Source organism: Arthrobacter sp. NA-172, from assembly GCF_043952055.1.
In the GTDB taxonomy this organism is placed as follows: Bacteria; Actinomycetota; Actinomycetes; order Actinomycetales; family Micrococcaceae; genus Arthrobacter.
Window position 1 is genome coordinate 2,158,177 of record NZ_JBINOT010000001.1, and the last position, 19,908, is coordinate 2,178,084.

At 62.8% G+C, this 19,908-nt stretch carries 20 protein-coding genes and 2 pseudogenes; 7 read left to right on the top strand and 15 right to left on the bottom strand.

What is annotated here, in order from left to right; translation table 11 throughout:
• Positions 1-97: 97 nt before the first annotated feature.
• On the top strand, positions 98-1,216 hold the full coding sequence (gene ald, locus ACF0H6_RS10685) for an alanine dehydrogenase (protein ID WP_395249575.1): 1,119 nt from the start codon (positions 98-100) through the stop codon (positions 1,214-1,216).
• Between the two features lie 106 nt (positions 1,217-1,322).
• Here the strand turns inward: ald and ACF0H6_RS10690 are convergent, their stop codons facing one another.
• The 6 genes from ACF0H6_RS10690 to ACF0H6_RS10715 form a co-directional block, all read right to left on the bottom strand.
• Positions 1,323-1,589, bottom strand: coding sequence for a hypothetical protein (locus tag ACF0H6_RS10690; protein WP_395249576.1), 267 nt, complete (start codon positions 1,587-1,589; stop codon positions 1,323-1,325).
• Positions 1,576-2,115 (bottom strand): hypothetical protein, encoded by a 540-nt coding sequence (locus tag ACF0H6_RS10695; RefSeq protein WP_395249577.1) that lies wholly within the window; start codon positions 2,113-2,115, stop codon positions 1,576-1,578. Before ACF0H6_RS10695 ends, ACF0H6_RS10690 begins: the two co-directional genes overlap by 14 nt.
• A complete protein-coding gene (locus ACF0H6_RS10700) occupies positions 2,112-2,663 on the bottom strand; it encodes an RNA polymerase sigma factor (protein ID WP_395249578.1) in 552 nt (183 codons plus the stop codon). The genes ACF0H6_RS10695 and ACF0H6_RS10700 overlap by 4 nt, the downstream gene beginning before the upstream one ends.
• A gap of 142 nt (positions 2,664-2,805) precedes the next feature.
• On the bottom strand, positions 2,806-3,483 hold the full coding sequence (locus tag ACF0H6_RS10705) for a hypothetical protein (protein WP_395249579.1): 678 nt from the start codon (positions 3,481-3,483) through the stop codon (positions 2,806-2,808).
• A 215-nt stretch (positions 3,484-3,698) separates the two neighbouring features.
• Complete coding sequence (locus tag ACF0H6_RS10710; protein WP_395249580.1) at positions 3,699-4,745, bottom strand: Gfo/Idh/MocA family oxidoreductase; 1,047 nt, start codon at positions 4,743-4,745, stop codon at positions 3,699-3,701.
• Between the two features lie 41 nt (positions 4,746-4,786).
• On the bottom strand, positions 4,787-5,398 hold the full coding sequence (locus ACF0H6_RS10715; protein ID WP_395249581.1) for a TetR/AcrR family transcriptional regulator: 612 nt from the start codon (positions 5,396-5,398) through the stop codon (positions 4,787-4,789).
• A gap of 124 nt (positions 5,399-5,522) precedes the next feature.
• On the opposite strand from ACF0H6_RS10715, the gene ACF0H6_RS10720 reads away from it, so the two are divergent.
• The gene (locus ACF0H6_RS10720) at positions 5,523-6,089 is read left to right on the top strand and encodes an NAD(P)H-dependent oxidoreductase (RefSeq protein ID WP_395249582.1); all 567 of its coding nucleotides are present in this window, start codon (positions 5,523-5,525) and stop codon (positions 6,087-6,089) included.
• Positions 6,090-6,215: 126 nt separating this feature from the next.
• Here the strand turns inward: ACF0H6_RS10720 and ACF0H6_RS10725 are convergent, their stop codons facing one another.
• Together ACF0H6_RS10725 and ACF0H6_RS10730 are read right to left on the bottom strand one after the other, a co-directional pair.
• The gene (locus ACF0H6_RS10725) at positions 6,216-6,641 is read right to left on the bottom strand and encodes a hypothetical protein (RefSeq protein WP_395249583.1); all 426 of its coding nucleotides are present in this window, start codon (positions 6,639-6,641) and stop codon (positions 6,216-6,218) included.
• 310 nt (positions 6,642-6,951) lie between these two features.
• Positions 6,952-7,929, bottom strand: a pseudogene (locus ACF0H6_RS10730) (isocitrate lyase/phosphoenolpyruvate mutase family protein).
• Here ACF0H6_RS10730 and ACF0H6_RS10735 point away from each other — a divergent pair.
• The 3 genes and pseudogenes from ACF0H6_RS10735 to ACF0H6_RS10745 all read left to right on the top strand — a co-directional run bounded on the left by ACF0H6_RS10735 (position 7,930) and on the right by ACF0H6_RS10745 (position 10,147).
• A pseudogene (locus ACF0H6_RS10735) lies at positions 7,930-9,236 on the top strand (PLP-dependent aminotransferase family protein).
• A complete protein-coding gene (locus tag ACF0H6_RS10740; RefSeq protein ID WP_395249584.1) occupies positions 9,233-9,661 on the top strand; it encodes a universal stress protein in 429 nt (142 codons plus the stop codon). The pseudogene ACF0H6_RS10735 and the gene ACF0H6_RS10740 overlap by 4 nt, the downstream one beginning before the upstream one ends.
• Before the next feature lie 147 nt (positions 9,662-9,808).
• Entirely contained in the window at positions 9,809-10,147 is a 339-nt protein-coding gene (locus ACF0H6_RS10745; protein WP_395249585.1) for a hypothetical protein, read from the top strand.
• A 55-nt stretch (positions 10,148-10,202) separates the two neighbouring features.
• Here ACF0H6_RS10745 and ACF0H6_RS10750 read toward each other — a convergent pair whose 3' ends face one another.
• From ACF0H6_RS10750 to ACF0H6_RS10770, 5 genes are all read right to left on the bottom strand, one after another.
• On the bottom strand, positions 10,203-10,811 hold the full coding sequence (locus ACF0H6_RS10750) for a phosphatase PAP2 family protein (protein ID WP_395249931.1): 609 nt from the start codon (positions 10,809-10,811) through the stop codon (positions 10,203-10,205).
• A 64-nt stretch (positions 10,812-10,875) separates the two neighbouring features.
• Positions 10,876-12,462 (bottom strand): dihydrolipoamide acetyltransferase family protein, encoded by a 1,587-nt coding sequence (locus ACF0H6_RS10755; protein WP_395249586.1) that lies wholly within the window; start codon positions 12,460-12,462, stop codon positions 10,876-10,878.
• A gap of 57 nt (positions 12,463-12,519) precedes the next feature.
• Positions 12,520-13,500, bottom strand: a complete 981-nt coding sequence (locus ACF0H6_RS10760; protein WP_395249587.1) for an alpha-ketoacid dehydrogenase subunit beta — start codon at positions 13,498-13,500, stop codon at positions 12,520-12,522.
• The gene (pdhA, locus tag ACF0H6_RS10765) at positions 13,500-14,705 is read right to left on the bottom strand and encodes a pyruvate dehydrogenase (acetyl-transferring) E1 component subunit alpha (RefSeq protein ID WP_395249588.1); all 1,206 of its coding nucleotides are present in this window, start codon (positions 14,703-14,705) and stop codon (positions 13,500-13,502) included. The genes ACF0H6_RS10760 and pdhA overlap by 1 nt, the downstream gene beginning before the upstream one ends.
• Positions 14,706-14,850: 145 nt before the next feature.
• Positions 14,851-15,969 (bottom strand): histidinol-phosphate transaminase, encoded by a 1,119-nt coding sequence (locus tag ACF0H6_RS10770; RefSeq protein ID WP_395249589.1) that lies wholly within the window; start codon positions 15,967-15,969, stop codon positions 14,851-14,853.
• Positions 15,970-16,103: 134 nt separating this feature from the next.
• On the opposite strand from ACF0H6_RS10770, the gene ACF0H6_RS10775 reads away from it, so the two are divergent.
• Complete coding sequence (locus tag ACF0H6_RS10775) at positions 16,104-16,532, top strand: phage holin family protein (RefSeq protein ID WP_395249590.1); 429 nt, start codon at positions 16,104-16,106, stop codon at positions 16,530-16,532.
• Here ACF0H6_RS10775 and ACF0H6_RS10780 read toward each other — a convergent pair.
• Complete coding sequence (locus tag ACF0H6_RS10780) at positions 16,529-17,896, bottom strand: hypothetical protein (protein ID WP_395249591.1); 1,368 nt, start codon at positions 17,894-17,896, stop codon at positions 16,529-16,531. The genes ACF0H6_RS10775 and ACF0H6_RS10780 overlap by 4 nt on opposite strands.
• The gene (locus ACF0H6_RS10785) at positions 17,896-18,204 is read right to left on the bottom strand and encodes a hypothetical protein (protein WP_395249592.1); all 309 of its coding nucleotides are present in this window, start codon (positions 18,202-18,204) and stop codon (positions 17,896-17,898) included. Before ACF0H6_RS10785 ends, ACF0H6_RS10780 begins: the two co-directional genes overlap by 1 nt.
• Positions 18,205-18,395: 191 nt before the next feature.
• Between ACF0H6_RS10785 and purB the strand changes: the two genes are divergently transcribed.
• The gene (purB, locus tag ACF0H6_RS10790) at positions 18,396-19,838 is read left to right on the top strand and encodes an adenylosuccinate lyase (protein WP_395249593.1); all 1,443 of its coding nucleotides are present in this window, start codon (positions 18,396-18,398) and stop codon (positions 19,836-19,838) included.
• The last annotated feature ends 70 nt before the right edge of the window (positions 19,839-19,908 follow it).

A 19,908-nucleotide genomic window follows, 5' to 3' on the forward strand; every position in this document is an offset into this window, starting at 1 on the left:
CTTTCCTGTCGCCTGGCTCACAGCGGATTTATTCTGGAATCACAGTCCCCCCGCCAAGAAAAAGGCCGTTGAAGCCTTTCGAAGATGGAGCCCAAAAATGATCATCGGTGTCCCCAAAGAGATCAAGAACAACGAATTCCGCGTCGCCATCACCGCCGCGGGCGTTCACGAATTCCGCACCCACGGCCACTCCGTGCTGGTTGAACGCGGCGCAGGCCTGGGCTCCGGCATCACGGACGAGGAATATGCGGTTGCCGGTGCTGAGATCGTCGCAGACGCTGACGACGTCTGGGCACGCGCTGACATGGTCATGAAGGTCAAGGAACCCATCAAGGCCGAATACCCCCGCTTCCGCAAGGGCCTGATCCTCTTCACCTACCTGCACTTGGCCGCCGAGCCCGAGCTGACGCAAGAACTCATCAACTCCGGCGTCACGGCCATCGCCTACGAAACCGTCCAGGAAGGACGCGCACTGCCGCTGCTGGCACCGATGTCCGAGGTCGCCGGGCGCCTGTCGGTCGTCGTCGGCGCTTCCTCCCTCATGGCTCCGGCCGGCGGCAAGGGCGTGCTGCTGGGCGGAGTCCCGGGTGTCCGCCCGGCCAAGGTGGTTGTCCTCGGCGCGGGTGTTGCCGGCACCAACGCCGCCGCCATGGCTCTTGGCCTGGGCGCCGATGTCACCATCATGGACATCAACATCAACCGTTTGCGCGAACTGGATGCCCTCTACCAGGGCCGACTGAAGACGGTCGCCTCCAACGCCTACGAGATCGAGAAGTCCGTGGTCGACGCCGACCTCGTCATCGGTTCCGTGCTGATCCCGGGCGCCAAGGCCCCCAAGCTGGTCACCAACGAGCTCGTCTCCCGCATGAAGCCCGGCTCCGTGCTGGTGGACATCGCCGTGGACCAGGGCGGCTGCTTCGAGGACACGCACCCCACCACGCACCAGGAACCCACGTACAAGGTCCACAACACGATCTTCTACTGCGTCGCCAACATGCCGGGAGCCGTTCCGAACACCTCCACCTACGCTCTGACCAACGTCACCCTGCGCTACGCAGTGGCCTTGGCCAACCTGGGCGTCAGGACGGCATTCGACCGCGACCCCGCACTGGCAGCCGGCCTCAACATCGCCGCTGGCAAGGTCACGCACCGCTCGGTTTCCGAGGCGCACAACCTGCCCCTCGTCGCCGACTGGCACAACCTGGTTTCGGCATAGCTTTTCTCCGCCTCTACGAGCGCGGTCTTACGAGCCCGACCTTATGAGCTCGACGGCGGGGTGCGGCTTCCACGGGAAGCGGCACCCCGACGTCGTGGTCTGGGGGTTACGGTTTTACCGGGTTGCCCGGAAGAATCTCGGAAGGAATGGGCTGGGGCAACGGGAGCGTGGGCGTTGGGATCACCGGCGTCGGGATAGTCACAGGAGGCTGGCCCTTGGCGATGTCGTGCAGTCCCTTCTGCGGATCCGACTGGGATCCTGTACCGGTAGTGCTGCCCGAGGTCGCATGCGGCACGGGGTGGGCGCTGCTGCTGGGGGAGCCGGCACCGGTGGGCTCCGGAGAAGGGGGAACACTCGTCTCATGGGTGGGCATCGGAACCGGCTCCGGGCGGGTTCCCTGCTGTTGCGGAGCCTTGCCACCCGATTCCAGGGGTGAGCTGGGACACGACCGATCCCACCACAGCGCCCAAGTGTTCGACCGTGCCCGGAATGCCGCCTTCGGACGCAGCCGCAGCGGTACCTCCGGCGGCAAGGGAAGCCGCAACGGCAACGGCGGCGAAGGTCAAGCGGCCCTTTTTGCGGCGACGGGCGGCCAGTTCATCAGTGGGCGCGGCTTCGTGAGCAGGCACGGCTTCGTCAATGAGCGCGGCTTCGTGAGCAGGCGCGGCGTTGTCGAGAAGCGCAGCGTCGTCAACGGGTGCGGCGGCAAGGCGAGGCGAGGCCGTGACACGGGCAGGCGCCATCAAGGCCTGCACTTCGGCTGATGGCCGCGGCCGGCTGTTTGCCAGGGCGCGCAGTTCCAGCAGCTCGTCCCGGATCTCGTACGCTTCTTCGAGCCCGGCTTCAGCTAGCAGGCGGTCGACGCTCTGCTCGCCGCAGGATGCGGATTTTTCGCTCATGGTGTGCCATTCCTTAGTAGTGCACGTTCTCTCAGTGCACTCAGTGCCCTACGCTGCAACTGCTTCACGGCACCTTGGGACTTGCCCATAATGCCCGCTGTTTCTTCCACCGAAAGGTCCGCCACGACCCGTAGAGCCAAGACCTCCCGGTAGTCGGTGTTGAGGTCGGTCAATAGCTCGGTCACGCCGAGCCCCACTCCGTGCCCGAAGGCTTGGTCCTCAGCCGAAGGCGAGCACCGCGCGTCCAGATCAGCTTCGTACGGCGCGGCATCGGGGGTTCGCTCCCGTTTACGGTAGTGATCCACCATCCGTGCATGAGCGATGGAGAAGAGCAAGGTCTTCGCCCCTTGGAGGCCACCGTGGAGGTTGTCCAATTTGGGATAGAAAGCCAGGAACACGTCTTGCGTGACCGCTTCCGGATCGTCCACGCCGCGGGCTCGCAGGTATCCAAAAATCGGTCCGGAGAAGCTGTTGTAGGCAGCCGTGAAGAGCAGTGCGGGATCGTCGAGGTCCGCCTGCAGATATTCATCAGCCAAAGGGTTAAGCACCCGCGGCCCTCCATTCCACGCAGCGCAGTCATCGTCCTCGGCCTGGGAAAATGACTGCTGCCGACGCCTATTGCGTTGCGGGGCTCCTTGTCATTTCGTCAAGGAGCCCCGCCGTTCAAGCCTACAAGCCTACCCTGTCGCGTTACGGGCGGACAGAATCGGTCGGTACGTTCACCGGGGCGGTGGGGAGCTGGGACGGCACCGCAGGAACGGAAGGAACAGCAGGAACGGCCGGGGTAGACGGCACTGCAGGAACGGAAGGAACAGCGGGGACAGCCGGGGTGGACGGCACTGCGGTTCCGTCGGCGTTGGCATTGGCAGAGCCGTCAATCTTCAGACCGGCAGCCTTGCCTTCGCTCACAACGGTTTCGCAGTGTGCCTTGACGTTGGCTTCGCCACCGGCAGCTACAACCAGCGAGGAGTAGCCGGGTACCTTGGCGTCAGCCTTCAGGCCACCGTTGAGCATGGCTGTGCAGAGGCCGAACGACTCAGGCGTGATGGCTTTGACCGCGGCCGCCTTGGACTTGGCGTCGTCGACGGCGTCAGTCGCCTTGGCCTTGGCGGTCTCGGAAGCGTTGGTGGCCTTGGACTTCGCGTCGTCAACGGCGTCAGCGCCTGTGGACCTTGCGGTCCCCACCGCGTCGGTGGCCTTGGAGGCCAAGGGAGCCGGGGCGCCGACCAAGTCGTGGGCGCTCTTCTGCACATCGTTGGGAAGCGCTCCGTTGAAGGCTGCGACGCCGGTTCCGCCAACCGCTACAGCTCCGGCGGCCATGACGCCTGCGGCGATTTTGCTGGTGGCAAGGACAGTGAACAAGGACATGAAACCCTCCGACAAACGTGTTAGGACTGCTCCGGCAGCGGCTTTGTCGCTACTGGATGATCAGTGCGGACGTGGTCCGCACTCCCCCTACATCGCTCACGACCCCGGACAGGTTACGCAGGATCCGAAAAACTTCATCCTTAACTTCGCGCGAACTGGCAGACGATGACCTTTCCCAAGCGTTTTGGGGTCATCTGCTGCCAGTTCGCGCGGGGTTAGGCAAGCGACCTGGCCTGTTCGATCAGCTTGAGTACCTCAACTGGGCCGGCCGGGTCCACGGGGAGCGGCAAAGCAGAGGCGGCACCGCCGTCGACGATCTTTTCCGCAAGGATCCGGTAGAACTCCTGATACGCGCCACGTTCGGTGGGCACTGCGGTTCGCTCGCCGTCGATTTCCAAAGTTCCGTAGTCCTGCGGATCGTCGACGCCGTACGAGGCATCCGTGGGCACGCCACCGGCGACGATGAACGGCTCCTGGGGATCGATCCCGAACTTCACAAAGCCGCCCTTGCTGCCCAAAATCCGGAATCGCGGGGCGTGCAGCTGGCTGTTGACGTTCATGGCCACATGGCTGGTGACACCGGAAGCATGTTTCAGCACAAGGAAAACGTCGTCATCTGCCTGCTCCTGAGGCCGCCGCGCCAGGATTTCGGCGTGGACCACCTCGGCGGGACCGAACATTTGCAACGACAAGTCCAGCAGATGGGTGCCCAGATCGAAAAGCAGCCCACCGCCGTCGTCGGCTGTAGCGCCGGCCTTCCACGCCTTGCTGATTTCGGGCGACCACCGCTCCATCGACGCCTCGCAACGCATGATCTCGCCCAGCGTCCCGGCGTCGAGCAGCTTCTTGACGGTCAGCGCGTCGCCGTCCCAGCGGCGGTTTTGGTAGACCGTGAGCACGCGACCCAGCCGCGCAGCCAACTCGATCAGCTCCTGCCCTTGTGCGCTGGTCACAGCGAACGGCTTGTCCACGACGACGTCGAGCCCGGCTTCCAGCGCGGCTTTCGCAAGCGGGTAATGCGTCGCAGGCGGCGTACCGAGGACCATCAGGTCCAGCTGCGCGGCGAGCGCCAAGGCGCCATCCGGCCCGTCCACGAGTTTCGCTCCGGGATACCGCTCCTGCGCTTTGGCCTTGCGCCCCGCGTCCGAGGTTGCAATCACGTCGAGGGAATACGCCGAATTGGCTGCGATGAACGGGGCATGAAAGACGCTACCTGAAAGGCCATAGCCGACGACGGCGGTGCGGATCGGTGTGTGGGTCATGCCGCTACCGTACCGGGCCAAGGTAGCCCTGCGTAGCTTTGTCAGGCGTCTTTAAGCAGGCGCGTGACGAGCTCACGCCACGAGGCCACCAGTCGCTCCGGCGCGACTCCATGAACGCGGAGGGCATGGAGCATGCCCTCCGGATCCAGGGTGGCGCCGAGGGAAAGAGCAAGAAGCCAAGGATCGCGGTCCAGGCCCGCTTCCCGCAGCAGCATCTCGATGTGCCGGTGCCACAACACGATCGGCGGGGCGTCGTGCCGGTTGTGCGGGGAATGCTCCGCAGCTGCACGCGCCAACTCACCGTATTCTTCGACATATTTGATGCGCGCTTCGCCGAAGGCAATGAGGCGTTCCAGTGGGGGCGCTCCGGGTCCGAGCGGCGGCGGCCCGAAGATGAAATCACGCTGGAATTCCGCCTCGGCGTCGCTCAGGAGGATCATCATGAGTCCTGCACGGCTGCCGAAACGGCGGAAAACCGTTCCCTTCCCGACGTCGGCCCGGCACGCGAGCATGTCCATCGTGACGGCATCCACGCCGTATTCGGCCACGAGATCCCTGGCAGCTTGAAGGAGCCGTTCGCGGTTACGCGCGGCGTCGCTGCGCTCCGGCTGCGTCCCGAAAGGCGAACCGGGCCGGATGGGGATGAGGCTCACAAAAAACATTCTAGCCCCGGGAATATTAAGCGGACCGCAGTCCGTTTAGAATCTACGAAGGCATCAAAAGCCTCCAAAACCGAGTGCCTGCGGCACCGTCCGCGGCCAGACCCCAGGAGTTCCCATGTCCAAGAACACCGTTCTCGCCCTTGTTGGCAGCCTCCGCGCCGATTCCCACAACCGCAAGCTCGCCGAAGCCATCCAGCTCAACGCCCCGGAAAATGTTGACGTACAGATCCACGGCTCCCTCGGCAACATCCCGTTCTACAACGAAGACATCGACGTCGAAGGCCAGGTTCCCGCCGAAGCCGCAGCCCTCCGCGCTGCCGCTGCGGAAGCCGACAGCCTTCTGCTCGTCACCCCTGAGCACAACGGCACCATGCCGGCATCCCTCAAGAACGCCATCGACTGGCTGTCCCGCCCGTTCGGCGCCGGTGCGCTGGCAGGCAAGCCGACTGCCGTCGTCGGAACCGCTTTTGGCCAGTTCGGTGGCGTCTGGGCACAGGACGAGGCCCGCAAGGCCGCAGGCATCGCCGGCGCCAAGGTCCTTGAAGACGTCAAGCTTGCCGTTCCGGGTTCCATGATCCGCTTCGCCGAACTGCACCCGAAGGACGACGCTGAAGTTGTTGAGCAGATCAAGGGTATCTTCGAGCCCCTGACCGCTGTCCAGGAAGACGAAGCAGCAGCCTAGTTCTTTCACGCACCCTCGCGGTGCGGCCACGAGAATGCCCCCGACCCGCCATGAGGCGTGTGCGGGGGCATTCTCGTTCGGTGAGGGGGTGGGTCCGGCGGCTCGCTACTGGTGAGTTCCTCTCCCCTAGCCCTGGGTCGCCGGCTGGCCACCGCCGGGTCCGCCGGTTTCCGTACCCGTCACTTTGAATGACGCGTCGAGCTTGACGGTGGCCTGCGTCCCGTCCGACTTCACGATGTGAGCCTCATAGACGGCCCCCTCGGCGTCGTTCTCCATCCGTTGAATGGTGGCGCCGGGATTGGCGGCCATGACAGCCGCCTTGACCTTTGCCGCGGTATCACCCGTCAGCAGCACTTCGGTGATCCCATTCGCCGTGTGACCGCCCTTGCTCGGATCCTGGGCGGCCGGCGCCGTGCTCGACGTGGTGGAGGTGGCGGTCGTCGTCGTGTCCGCGGCGTTCGCTGGCAGGGCCGAGACGGCGAACGCGCCACCGCCGATTGCCGCAGCGAGGGCGAGGCTAGCAAGCGTGGATTTGGTGAACTTTCTCATCATGGACTCCTTCTTAGCTCTGGATCCCCGGTTGAGGAACTGCTTTCCGTCGTCGCGTCCCAGTCTGTTCCGGACTCATGGGGGCACTGTGCGGGGGCTGTGGATCTCGGCACTACGCTCGGCGCAAGAAAACGGTCCAAATTATGAAATCTTCTATTTTCTGCGTCACGATTCGGCAGCCTGGGCGTACTTCATCAATGAGTGTCCGTGCTGCCATTGGGGGCAGCGCGGACCTACCATTCCGTAATTGAGCTGAGGCCGCACTGTCAGGCGCGGCGTGAAAAGTACGACGACGGCGATCGCGGCATTGTGCCTATCGCTTGCGCTCTGCCTGGCTAGCTGCGCGTCGTCCGCCGAATAGCGCGTCCATCTCGGAGTGACTCAGGGTACCGGCGAGGCCGGACCAGTTCCCGTCGCCCAATACTTCCGTCGCCAACCGGGAGACCGTTGCGTAAGCAGCCTTGGCAGCATTGCCGCCGATGCTGATTCGCCGCACGCCGGCGTCGTGCAATTCACCGGGCGACGGCGAACCCAAACCTGCCAGCGCGTTGAGCGGCGCCGCGATCCGACGCGTGAGTTCGTGCAAGATGTGGAGATCAGACACCCCTGGCACAAAGATCCCGTCCGCCCCTGCCTGCTGGTAGGCCTCCGCGCGCCGCAGGGTTTCTTCGTATGCAGTTTCCGGAAAGTTTCCAGACAGATAAGTGTCAGTTCGGGCATTGATGAACAACCCGACGCCGGCTTCTTCCGCGGCGTGCCTGATCAAGGCGATGCGTCTCGACTGTTCCGCCATATCGCTCAGCGGTTGTTCCGCCGAGTCCTCAATATTGATCCCGACGGCGCCCGCCTCGAGGACCGAACGAACCGTTGCCATGAGTTCTTCGTCAGTGCGTCCATAGCCGGTCTCGATGTCCGCCGTCACCGGCAAGCGGGTCGCGGCGGCAATTCGAGACAGCGCTTCCATCGCCAAATGCGGCGGAAGGTGGTCCCCGTCCTGGTACCCCAAGCTTCAGGAGACCGCCGAACTGGAGGTGGCTACCGCCGTCGCACCCGCTTCCTCAACCATGCGTGCAGATGCCGCATCCCACGCATTCACCAACACCAGGGGCGCTTGCCGTGCGGTGTGGAGTTCACGGAAGCGGAGTGCCTTGGACTGGAGTTCAGGATGCGTCGTCATGGCTCTATTCCAGCCGTCCGTGATCCAGACGTAAAGCGGATCGCACCGCGAATGTCGAAATTGAGATGAAACATCCGTTGCTCCTTTGGCAACTCCGGGGAGTATCCTGTCCATGTGACCCACGAAACATTGGATGCCGGGACTGAGCTGCCCGCCGAAGCAATCGACGCAATAGAGCGAGCAGCAACTGCCGCCCACCGCCACGAGGAACTGTTCTCGGAGCGCGCCGCCAACATCAAGCAGTCCGCCGTCCGCGACGTCTTCGATATTTCGATGCGTCCAGGCCTCGTTTCCCTTGCTGGCGGGAACCCTTACCTGCAGTCCCTGCCGCTTGAGAAGCTTGGTCAGACTGCGGCCCGCATCATCGCTGAGGAAGGCATGACCGCCCTGCAATACGGGGGTGGGCAAGGGACCGAGGAGCTGCGTGCGCAGATCTGCGAGATCATGGCCGCCGAAGGCATCACCGATGCCCGCCCGGAAAACGTGGTGATTACCGCAGGCTCCCAATCGGCCCAGGACGTTGCGACCAAGGTCTTCTGCAATCCGGGTGACGTAGTTCTGGTGGAAAACCCCACCTACGTGGGGGCGCTGAACACGTTCGAGGCCTACCAGGTGCAGGTTGAGACAGTAGACATGGACGACGACGGCCTGGTCCCGGAGTTGCTCGAAGCAAAGATCGCTGAGCTTCAGGCCGAAGGCAAGAGCATCAAGTTCCTCTATACGATCCCGAACTTCAACAACCCTTCCGGGATCACACTAGCTCCGGCACGGCGCCAACGAATCGTCGACATATGCAGCAATGCGAATATTTTGGTGCTCGAGGACAACCCCTACGGACTTTTGCGTTTCGACGGCAACCCGCTGGCGCCGATGCGCGCCGCGAATGCGCATGACGTGATCTACATGGGATCGTTCTCCAAGATCTTTGCCCCAGGATTGCGAATCGGCTGGGCCCTCGTGCCCGAGCACCTGCAGCGACGGTTCTACCTGGCGTCCGAGGCCGTCACGCTTTGCCCTCCCACCCTGAACCAGATGATCATTTCGGCATATCTTCGGGACTACGACTGGCGCGGGCAGATCGAGACTTACAGGTCCCTGTACGAGGAACGCTGCAATGCGTTGCTCGTGGCTTTGGATGAGCACATGCCCCAGGACTCAGCTGGACCAGGCCCGAAGGCGGATTCTTCGTCTGGGTCACGCTGCCTGAGGGGGTGGACACCTACCCGTTGCTCAAGGAAGCCATTGAAGCAGGGGTCGTATTCATCCCCGGCGCGGCGTTCACGCACTCGGACGAACCATCCAACAAACTGAGACTGGCCTTCAGTGCAGTACCCCCGGAGTCCATCGTCGAGGGCGTCCGCCGCTTGGCCCCGGTACTGCGCGAAGCGATCGACACCATCAACAAAGGAGTTACATTATGAGCGGAATCGTAGTGGTCGGAGTGGACGGCAGTGAGACCGCGATGCGGGCAGCGGATTCGGCGAAGAATTTGGCAATCGCGCTGGGTGCGGAACTGCGCGTCATCACCGCTTTTGAAGGCGACCACGTGGAGATCGTCGAAAGCGGATCGGACAAGTGGATTCTCTCCGATGCAGACGCGGCGGAAAAGGTAGCCCGCCAAGTTGCGGCGGATCTCGCCTCCGATCAATTGAAAACGAGCTACGGATCCGTCCACGGCAAGGCCGGAGATGCGCTGGTCAAGGAAGCCGAGCGTGTTGGAGCGCAGGTGATTGTGGTCGGCAACCGGCGCATGCAGGGGCTGGGGCGGGTTCTTGGCAGCGTCGCCAACACCGTGGCACACAACGCCCCGTGTGACGTCTACATCGCCAAGACCGACGCACCTTAAGGCTCATCCCCTAAGTTGACGGGGATCACGCGTTGTGGTGGGCGGTCTCACCCTGATTTGGGCCGTCCTATTGGGATGCCACCCGTAAAATTGAAGTGGCCCCCAAGGGCGCGAGCCGCCCATCACAACCACCCTGAGGGGTCTCCATTGCTTACTCTGCAGCCGCGCCAGCGCGTTGGACATGACATTTTGCTCGCCCGCCACGGCAACCACATCAGCTCCATGCGTTTCGACCGCGTGAATGACCGCATCGTGGCACTTCTCGACGACGGCTCGGTGGACAGCGCTCCAAACCTGATTTCCCCGCTCTTGCAGATGCCCGAGACGTTCCGCAGCATCATGCGTTCCGACTGGAAGTTGCTGCTCGTGGTCGGTTCAGCCATGTTGGCCGTTGGAGCCCTGGCCATGGTGTTGTCCTTTGGAATGATCGGCGGCATGAGCGATCAGCAACTTCGCGACCTCGCAGTCAGCTACACGGGCTACTAGCCGCCGCTCTGCCCGGCGCGGGGCGCCGTCGGCGTTTCCCGCCAGGTCTAAACCGCTAGATCAGCCAACCGCGCAGGACCCACCAAAGCCCCGCGATGACCCCGCCGCCGAAGAACGCGCCGGCGATGACTTGGCCACGGGTATGGTCCCGCAGCACCACCCGGGACCAGCCGACAGCAGGAACCAGAAGTATTAACGGCAACCAGGCTGGCCCGAACATGAGCACGGCAATGACTGCCGCCGCGGCGATCGCCGAAGCATGGCCGCTAATCTTCCACACGAGGCTGACCACAGCCAACACCATGATCCCGCCAATGAGTGCAAGGATCATCACCGAGATACTCGTCGGGGCATGAAAGAGGTTGAGTACCAACAGCCCCAGGACCACGGACACGAGCGCAAGCATCAGCAAAGGTGCACGTTCCTTGCGATCGCTGACGTGGTGGTCGCTTAGCCTCCCGAGCTTCACCATGACCAAGACGTAAGCCAGCGGCAGGACGCACACAAAGAGCGCACCAATGACCCCGAACCAGATGGTTCCCGGGAAACCCGGTTCCACCGCGGGGCTGATCAGCAGCAAGATGGACACCACGGCCGGCGGTTGGAACACTTCCGTCAAGATCCGGGCAACGCGATGCCGGGCACCGAAGGCGGGCGTGTCCACATGCCGGGAACCGCGCTGCTCTCCCGTGCTGCTGATTTGCCGACCGTCAGCGCTGTGCTGCTTCTCAATCAAGCAGCAGCGCCGGCTCTTCGAGGATGGAGGCGACATCGGCCATGAAGCGGGCCGACAGATCCCCGTCTACAACCCGGTGGTCGAACGAACCGCCAAGCGTAGTGATCCAGCGAGGAATGACCTCTCCATCGAGTACCCACGGCTTTTGCTTGATAGTCCCGAACGCGACAATTGCCACTTCGCCCGGGTTGATGATGGGGGTTCCGGTATCGATCCCCAGGGCGCCGACGTTGGTGATAGTCAGCGAACCACCCTGCATCTGCGAAGGCTGGGTCTTCCCCTCGCGGGCCGTGCTGGCCAGCTCGTTGAGCGCGAGGGCCAACTCCTTCAGGGAAAGATCCTGGGCATCCTTGATGTTCGGGACCATGAGCCCGCGCGGGGTAGCTGCCGCGATACCCAGGTTCATGTAGTGCTTGACGTGGATCTCCGCGCCGCCCTTATCATCGGCGTTCTCTACCCATGTCGCGTTGACACTAGGGTTGCGGGCCGCGGCCCAGATGACTGCCTTGGAAAGGATCAGCAGTGGCGACACCTTGATGCCCTCAAAGTCCCTGGATGCCTTGAGGCGCTTGACGAATTCCATGGTGCGGCTGGCATCGACGTCCACGAAGATACTCACGTGCGGCGCCGTGAACGCCGACTCCACCATTGCCTTCGCGGTGGCCTTGCGGACGCCCTTGACCGGAATCCTTTCCACGCGCTGATCCTGCGGCTTCTTGGACGCGCCCCAGAACCTGTCTGCTTGATCCACCTCGGCATCGCGCTGAGCCTGGTAACTGATCAGATCTTCCCGGGTCACTTCACCGCGGGCTCCCGTAGGAACGACGTCGGCCAGGTCAATTCCCAGCTCGCGGGCGATCTTGCGCACAGGCGGCTTGGCCAGGACCCGGTTGACGAGCCCACTGACCGTTGCGCCGAGGCCCGTAAGGCCCGGTGCCTGACTCGTGCCAGGTGACTGCTGCTCAGCAACGATCCGCAGCGCCAGCGCCGGAGCGGCGGGCTCGGACTGACGCTCGCCGACTGGCTCGGCCGCCGGCTCGACGACGGTTGGGGTCAGTGCTGGCTCAGCTGCCGCGGACGTGGCCGGGGTAGCCGTCTCCGGACGCTTTCGCGGACGGCGCTTGACGGCGTCGGCCTTCGGACCGGAGCCGACCAGCGGGCCGCCGGCAGGACCGCCGTCGGGCGTTCCCGCGTCCTCAGGCAACTTGCCATACATGAGCGTTTCGACGACCTGTTCGGCGGCGAGTTCCGGCACAGCGGATGTGGCCCCAGCAAGATCGGTCGAAACTGCTGCGGACTGCGCGGCCGGCTGAGGGGCGGGCGCGACTTCTCCAGCCACACTGTCCGAAATGCCGATGATGGCGGTTCCTACTTCAACCGTGATGCCCTCACCAACGAGCAATTCCGCAACAGTGCCTGCGTAGGGCGACGGCAATTCCACAAGGGACTTTGCGGTCTCGATCTCGCAGATAACGTCGTTGATGGCCACGGTATCGCCGGGTTTGACCTTCCAGGAGACAATTTCTGCCTCGGTCAGGCCTTCGCCGACATCCGGCAGGTTGAATTTCTTAACAGTCACTTGGGTCCTCGATCTCGGCTGGCCCGTCCGCGTGGCGGCGGGTGCAATCAGGTGCGGCTAGTAGGCCAGGGAACGGTCCAGGGCTTCGAGGATCTTGTCGATGTCCGGCAAATAGTCCTCTTCCACCTTCGCCACTGGATACGGCATGTGGAACCCGCCCACGCGGATGACGGGAGCCTCAAGGTGCAGGAACGCACGCTCACTGATCCGCGCAGCGATCTCGCCGCCGATACCTCCGAAGGTCGGTGCCTCGTGTGCAACGATCAAGCGGCCGGTCTTCTTGACGGATGCCGTGACCGTGTCGAAATCGATGGGGGAAATAGAGCGGAGGTCGATCACTTCGACGCTGTGCCCGTCCTCTTGCGCCGCAGCTGCAGCGGCCAGCGCGACCGGGACCAACGGACCGTACGCCACGATGGTTGCATCGGAACCTTCGCGCAAAACGTGCGCTTTGAACGGGTCCGACGCCCGGCCCGCGTTTTCGGTGTCTACTTCACCCTTGAGCCAGTAGCGGCGCTTCGGCTCGAAGAAGATGACCGGGTCCATGCACTCCACGGCTTGCTGGATCATCCAGTACGCGTCGTGTGCATTGGACGGGGTGATGATGCGCAATCCGGCCGTGTGGGCGAAGAGTGCCTCCGGCGATTCCGAATGGTGTTCTATCGAGCCGATGCCGCCGCCGTACGGAATGCGAATGACCACGGGAACCGTTAGTTTGCCAGCGCTGCGTGAGTGCATCTTGGCCAATTGAGTGGTGATCTGGTTGAAGCCAGGGAAGACGAAACCATCGAATTGGATTTCACAGATGGGACGGTAGCCGCGCAGGGCCAGGCCTATCGCGGTGCCGACAATGCCGGACTCTGCCAGCGGGGTATCCACTACCCTGTCCGCGCCGAAGTCCTTGATCAGGCCGTCAGTCACGCGATATACGCCACCCAGCGGGCCGATGTCTTCTCCCATGAGCAGGGACTTCGGGTTGTTCGTGAGTGAAGCACGCAGGCCTTCGTTGATGGCCTTTGCAATGGTCATGGTGGTCATCAGTTGCCTGCCTCCTCTTCGTCGCCTTCGAATCCGGCCGAGTATTCCTCGAACCAGGCAAGTTCCTCGGCCACCAAAGGGTGCGCCTCAGCGTAGACGCCGGCGAACGACTGCCGAATATTCGGCGCCTGAAGGTTCTGGGTGGTGCTGCGAACGTGGGCCGCGAGTTTATCTCCGTCAACCTTGACTTGCTCAAAGAAAGCCTCGTCGGCAAGCCCCTCGCTCCTGAGGTACTTCTCCAGCCGGTCTAGCGGATCCTTGCTTCTCCAAGCGTTCTCTTCGGCCGATTCACGGTACTTGGTGGGGTCATCCGCCGTAGTGTGTGCGCCAACGCGGTACGTATAAGCCTCAATGAGCACCGGACCGCGGCCTTCGCGCGCGTGCTCAAGTGCCCATTCAGTAACTGCATGGACGGCGATAACGTCGTTGCCGTCCACCCGGATGCCCGGGAAGCCATATCCCTTCGCCCGGTTGAAAAGGGGAACCTTGGTCTGGACTTCAGTGGGGACCGAGATTGCCCAATGGTTGTTCTGGCAGAAGAACACCACCGGAGCGTTGTAGGACGCCGCGAAAACCATCGATTCGTGGACGTCACCTTCAGAGCTGGCCCCGTCCCCGAAGTAGGCCACAACAGCGGCTTTCGGCTCGTTCGAGCCATTGGCTTCAGCGAGCTTCTGGTCCCGCTGGATTCCCATCGCGTAACCGACGGAGTGCAGCGTCTGTGCCGCCAGCACCAAGGTATAGAGGTGGAAGTTGTTTTCGGTGGGATCCCAGCCACCGTTCGAAATTCCGCGGAAAAGTTTCAGGAGTTCAGCCAGGTCCACATCGCGGGTCAAGGCAACGCCGTGCTCACGGTAGGTGGGGAAAATATAGTCCTGCCGCTGAGTGGCGCGTCCGGAGCCGATCTGGGCGGCCTCCTGGCCGGTCAACGGAACCCAAAGGGCCAACTCACCTTGGCGCTGGAGGGCGGTGGCCTCCTGATCGAAGCGGCGAACCTTGGCCATGTCTGCGTAGAATCCCCGCAACTGCTCAGGTTCAAGGCGCTTGGCGTAGTCCGAGAACACCGGATCGGTCCCTAGCTTGCCATCCGGCCCCAGAAGCTGGATCATCTCGGCCGCAGGTTCGCCGGAGGCGCTCCCCACAGAAGACTGCTGGTCCAGTCCTGTTCCGTTGATCCCGGGGGTGGGCAATTGAGTTGCGCCCATTCCGTCTCCTTGCCTGCTGCAGCCAGACGCTGAGCAATTTTTCGCTGATATATGCCGATTCCGGAATGCATTCCGGAATCGGCATATCTTGGCTTTCGTCCCTTACTTTATCCGCAGTAAGGGACGCAGGGACATTTGTTAACCGCTAGGAAGCCCGCGGTGGTTTTGTATAGGACGCACAGAGCTCGAGGAACCGCGTATTGGCCTCGATCTCTCCAATGCTGACCCGGACCCCCTCATTGCCAAAGGCCCGCACGGACAGTGCCCTCTGGCCCGCCAACGCAGCAAATTCGCCGCTGTTCTCCCCGAGATTCAACCACACGAAATTGCCTTGGGCCTCTGGGACAAACCATCCAAGCTCCCTGAGTCCTGCCGTCACCCTGTCCCTCTCATCCACCAGGCCTTGGACCCTTTCGACAACCTGGTCGAAGTTCTCCAGCGAGGTGACCGCGGCGCGTTCTGCGATCTGAGACACCGCAAAGGGTGTGGCCGCAACACGCAGGTGCTGTGTGAGTTCCGGCCCTGAAACGCTGTATCCAACGCGCAGCCCGGCGAGCCCGTGGGCCTTGGAGAACGTGCGAAGGACAACAACATTGGGGTATTTGCTGTAAAGCTTGATGCCGTCCACGGCGTTCTGGTGCCTGACGAACTCCTGGTAGGCCTCATCGATTACAACCACCACGCCCGAAGGCACTGCCCGGATGAACCGTTCCGTCTCCTCGGCAGTGAGGATGGGGCCAGTGGGGTTGTTGGGCGTGCAGAGCAAAATCACCTTGGTGCGGACAGTGACCGCAGCCGCCATCGCATCAAGGTCGTGGCGTCCGTCGGAAAGCAACGGGATCTGGATACTCTCGGCCCCGGCCAGCCCAACGCAGATGGGGTAGGCCTCGAAGGAGCGCCAGGCGTAGATGACCTCATCCGATTTGCCGTCATGGTTCTGTCCGGCAAAGGTGGAAAGGATCTGATTCAGGGCACCGAGGCTTCCGGCTCCCGTGACGACGTCGTCTGCGGGGATACCCAGGAAGTCAGCGAGCGCCGTGCGCAGCTTCGTAGACAAGGGATCCGGATACCGGTTGATGTCCGACTGATCAGCGATGGCCTTGAGCACAGCCGGAATCGGGGGCAACGGGTTTTCGTTGGAAGAAAGTTTGTAACTGGTCAGACCCTCAATAGCTACGGGAGGCTTGCCTGCCGCGTATTTGGGGAGCCTGTCCACAACCGGGCGGGGACGCACGCCCTCCGGTGCGTTGTCAGAAGAATTCATGGCACCAGCCTACTTGGAGGCATTCGAGCCGTGCACGAGCGTTCAAGCCCTGCAACGACGTTCAAGCCGTACGGACGAGCCTTCAAGCCCGCGCGGACGAGCCTTCAAGCCCGCGTATGTGAAAGCATGGGCGCATGGGTTCATTCATTGTGCGTGTCCTGATCAACGGGCTGGCCCTCTGGGTTGCCAGCTGGATTTTGCCCGGGATGGATATTTCCACCTCGGCAACCACCAACGCTGTCAACAACGCGGGGGTCGCACAAGGCAGCGACACCTTGGGCATAGTGCTTGCCTACCTTTTCATAGGGTTGATTTTTGGCATCGTCAACGCCTTTGTCCGGCCTTTGGTCAGCCTTCTCTCTCTTCCAATCACAGTCCTCACTCTCGGCCTGTTCACGATTGTTATCAACGCCGCGATGCTGTCACTGACAGCGTGGCTCAGCAGCTACACACCGGTACACCTCACAATCGATAGCTTCTTCTGGACTGCGGTTCTGGCAGCGATCATCATCAGCCTGATCTCAATAGTGGCCAGCTGGATTCCCGGCGGTAACAGGCGCTAGGGAGCTCTACGGCGGCTTGGAGCCTCTCGACTCAGCTTGAACCGGCTCACCTTGGCCACTCCGCCAACGCCCAGTAGGCCGCCCAGGGTGGCTGTGGACGCGCCAAGTGAAGGATCGGAGCTGCGCTGCACCAGCTGCGCCCCTTCCTCGTAACGGGAGAGCTTATGGGCCGACCACGGACCCAGCTCTTCCCCCGGGGCCAAGCTCACGGGATTGGTCATAGTGACGGTGACCCTGTCCTTGGTATCGGCATTCGCTTTGCCATCAGCACCCGGCACCCAATCGTTTTCGTGCTCCAGGTGCAAGCTTCCGATGCCGGCATCTGGCGTGATGCCTCCGACCGGGGAACCCGCTGTCAGGACGAACTTGAGGCGGTACTCTGCCAGAAACGCCTTGTCCTGGCTGAGGTTCATGGCATGGATTCCACCCTGACTGTGGCCCACTGCCACCACCGTCTCGCTGGCTGCGGCACCCGCCTCGAGCAAGGCCTGACGGATCGCTTTACTGGTTTCCGCCGAGTTGTAGCCCAGTGCTTCGGCGATGCCGGCTTCGTCAAGCGGATTGCTGCCCCCGGGTGGATTTCCCGGCTGGGTACCGGGAATCAGTACCACCCATGCCCTTCCTCCGTCCTTATCTACCTGCACGACTTCAATTTCGCCCTCTGAACGAGCTGAGAATTCATCCAGCTCCCGGAGCATTCCTGAAGTCGACAGGTCCACGGCCTTCATAGTGGTCTCGCCGCGGCTGACTTGGACAGAACGTGGCTTCAGGAACGCCAGCCCAGGGGTGGCCACCATAGCTCTCAACACGGCGCCCACGTCAGTTGGCCCAGCGACGGCCCCTGCCACGTTGGCCGCTGCGGGCGGCAATCCCATCATCCATCCCAAGATTCGAGGTAGATCTTGGACGACCCCTTCTACAGCGTCCTTTCCGCGTAGGTCAAAGGGGTTCGGACCGTTCCCGAAGACCGTCGTCCCCAAGCCCATTCGCAGCCTGATCGCGGCATGCGATTCCGCGAACTCATATTCACGGTGGCTCGCCCTGACATCATTGCCGATCCGCTGGAGTTGTTCCCGGACCCGCCGAATGTCCCGGCCGCTCTCCCCTGCAGCAATGATGGCGTTGCTTCCACTCGAGTAGGACGAGGCTTGGAATGGAAAGAGAGCGACCCGCACCGTTTCGGCCTCCACTTCAATAGCCTGCAACTGAATCACGAGGCCGTCCAACGCGGCTGCGCCGTCCAGCAGTTCCTCGAATTGGAAGTTGATTCCGCCAACACCGCCGCGGATGAGCAGGGATCCGTCCGGTACAGGTGCTCGGGGGCGCGGCGACTCTCCCGCGCCGACGGGAGCGATCTCGTCCATCAGCGGCCCTGGTCGCTATTCAATCCCACGTTTTGGGAATGCCGCAGGGTCACAGCGGCGGCCGCGCGCAGGGCATCACGGGCTCTTCGGAGGGACGCGGCCTGCAAAGCCATAGTGGTCCTGTAGGCGCGGCCGGCCGGGGACTCCCATTGATTCAGTTGCAACTGCGCCAGTTTCGCAAGCACGGCATCTGCCTCGTCTGCGCAGGCTGTCAACCGCCACGCGAGTTGCTGGACGTCCGCGCCACGTGCAATGCATTGTTGGGAATCCAGATCCACTCCTCCGGCCACCATCACTTCGACGCTCATGAATTGCCCCCTCCTGGTCCGATGGATGTTGTGGCACCGACGCTACGGCGCGCTCCGGTGGTGCGGAACCGCCGTCGTGGGCTATGTGGACAAACCCCCGAAAACGCCGCTGTGGAGGGGAAGTTAAGGTGTTATGCACATAGCGCAGACCGGCTTAATGGCGTGGGCCCAGTTCATGAAAGAATTGCCTCATGCCTGAAACCGTCGCCGCCGCTGTTACCCGTACGCCCTCTGGACGCCTGGCCCTCGCCGCGTCGCCGGAGCCGATCGCCCTGGGCCCGCTTGACGGCCGGTACCAGTCCGCTGTCGCTCCGTTGGTCGACTATCTTTCCGAGGCAGCCCTCAACCGCGACCGCGTGGCCGTCGAGGTCGAATGGCTCATCCACCTGACCAGCAACAACGTGCTCCCTGGTGCCGGCCCGCTGACTGGCGACCAGCAGGAGAAGCTGCGCGCCATCGTCACCGAATTCGACGGCGCCTCGGTCACCGAGCTCGCCGAAATCGAAGCCGTCACGGTCCACGACGTCAAGGCCGTTGAGTACTACATCGGCCGTCGCCTGCCCGCGATTGGCATTGAAAACCTGACTGCGATGGTGCACTTCGGCTGCACCTCCGAAGACATCAACAACCTCTCCTACGCTTTGGGCGTGAAGGGGGCCGTGGAAGATGTCTGGCTTCCCGCTGCCCGCGCCTTGGTGAAGCAGATCGAAGCGATGGCCGAAGAAAATCGCGCCGTCCCGATGCTTTCCCGCACACACGGCCAGCCCGCCACGCCCACCACGCTTGGGAAGGAACTGGCAGTCATCGCGCACCGCCTGAACCGCCAGCTGGACCGCATTGCCAAGACCCAGTACTTGGGTAAGATCAACGGCGCCACCGGCACCTACGCAGCGCATGTCGCGTCCGTTCCGGGCGCCAACTGGCAGGCCGTAGCCCAGTCCTTCGTCGAGAGCCTTGCGCTGACTTGGAACCCATTGACCACCCAGATCGAGAGCCACGACTGGCAGGCTGAACTCTACGCCGACGTCGCGCGCTTCAACCGCATCCTGCACAACGTCTGCACGGACATGTGGAGCTACATCTCCATTGGTTATTTCCGCCAGATCCCGGTCGCTGGCGCTACGGGCTCTTCCACCATGCCGCACAAGGTGAACCCGATCCGCTTCGAAAACGCCGAGGCCAACCTGGAGATTTCCAACGGGCTGTTGGACACGCTAGGCGCCACCTTGGTCACCTCCCGTTGGCAGCGAGATCTCACGGATTCTTCCTCGCAGCGCAACATCGGCGTCGCGTTCGGGCACTCGCTCCTTGCGATCTCGAACGTCGCCAAGGGACTGAAAGCTCTCGATGTTGCCGAGGATGTCCTCGCCGCCGACCTCGACACCAACTGGGAAGTTCTGGGCGAGGCCATCCAGATGGTCATGCGCGCCGAGGCCATCGCCGGTGTTGAGGGCATGGAGAATCCATACGAGCGGCTCAAAGACCTCACCCGAGGTCAGCGCGTCGACGCCGCACGTATGCAGGAGTTCGTCTCCAGCCTGGGGCTGTCTGCGGAGGCGGAGTCGCGTCTGCTGGCCCTCACGCCGGGCAAGTACACGGGTATCGCGAACCAACTTGTGGACCACCTGAAGTAGACAGACGCACCGGCGCAGAGCGGTGCAAGCCGCTCTGCGCTGCGACTCAAACGGCGTGTCGAACCGACGC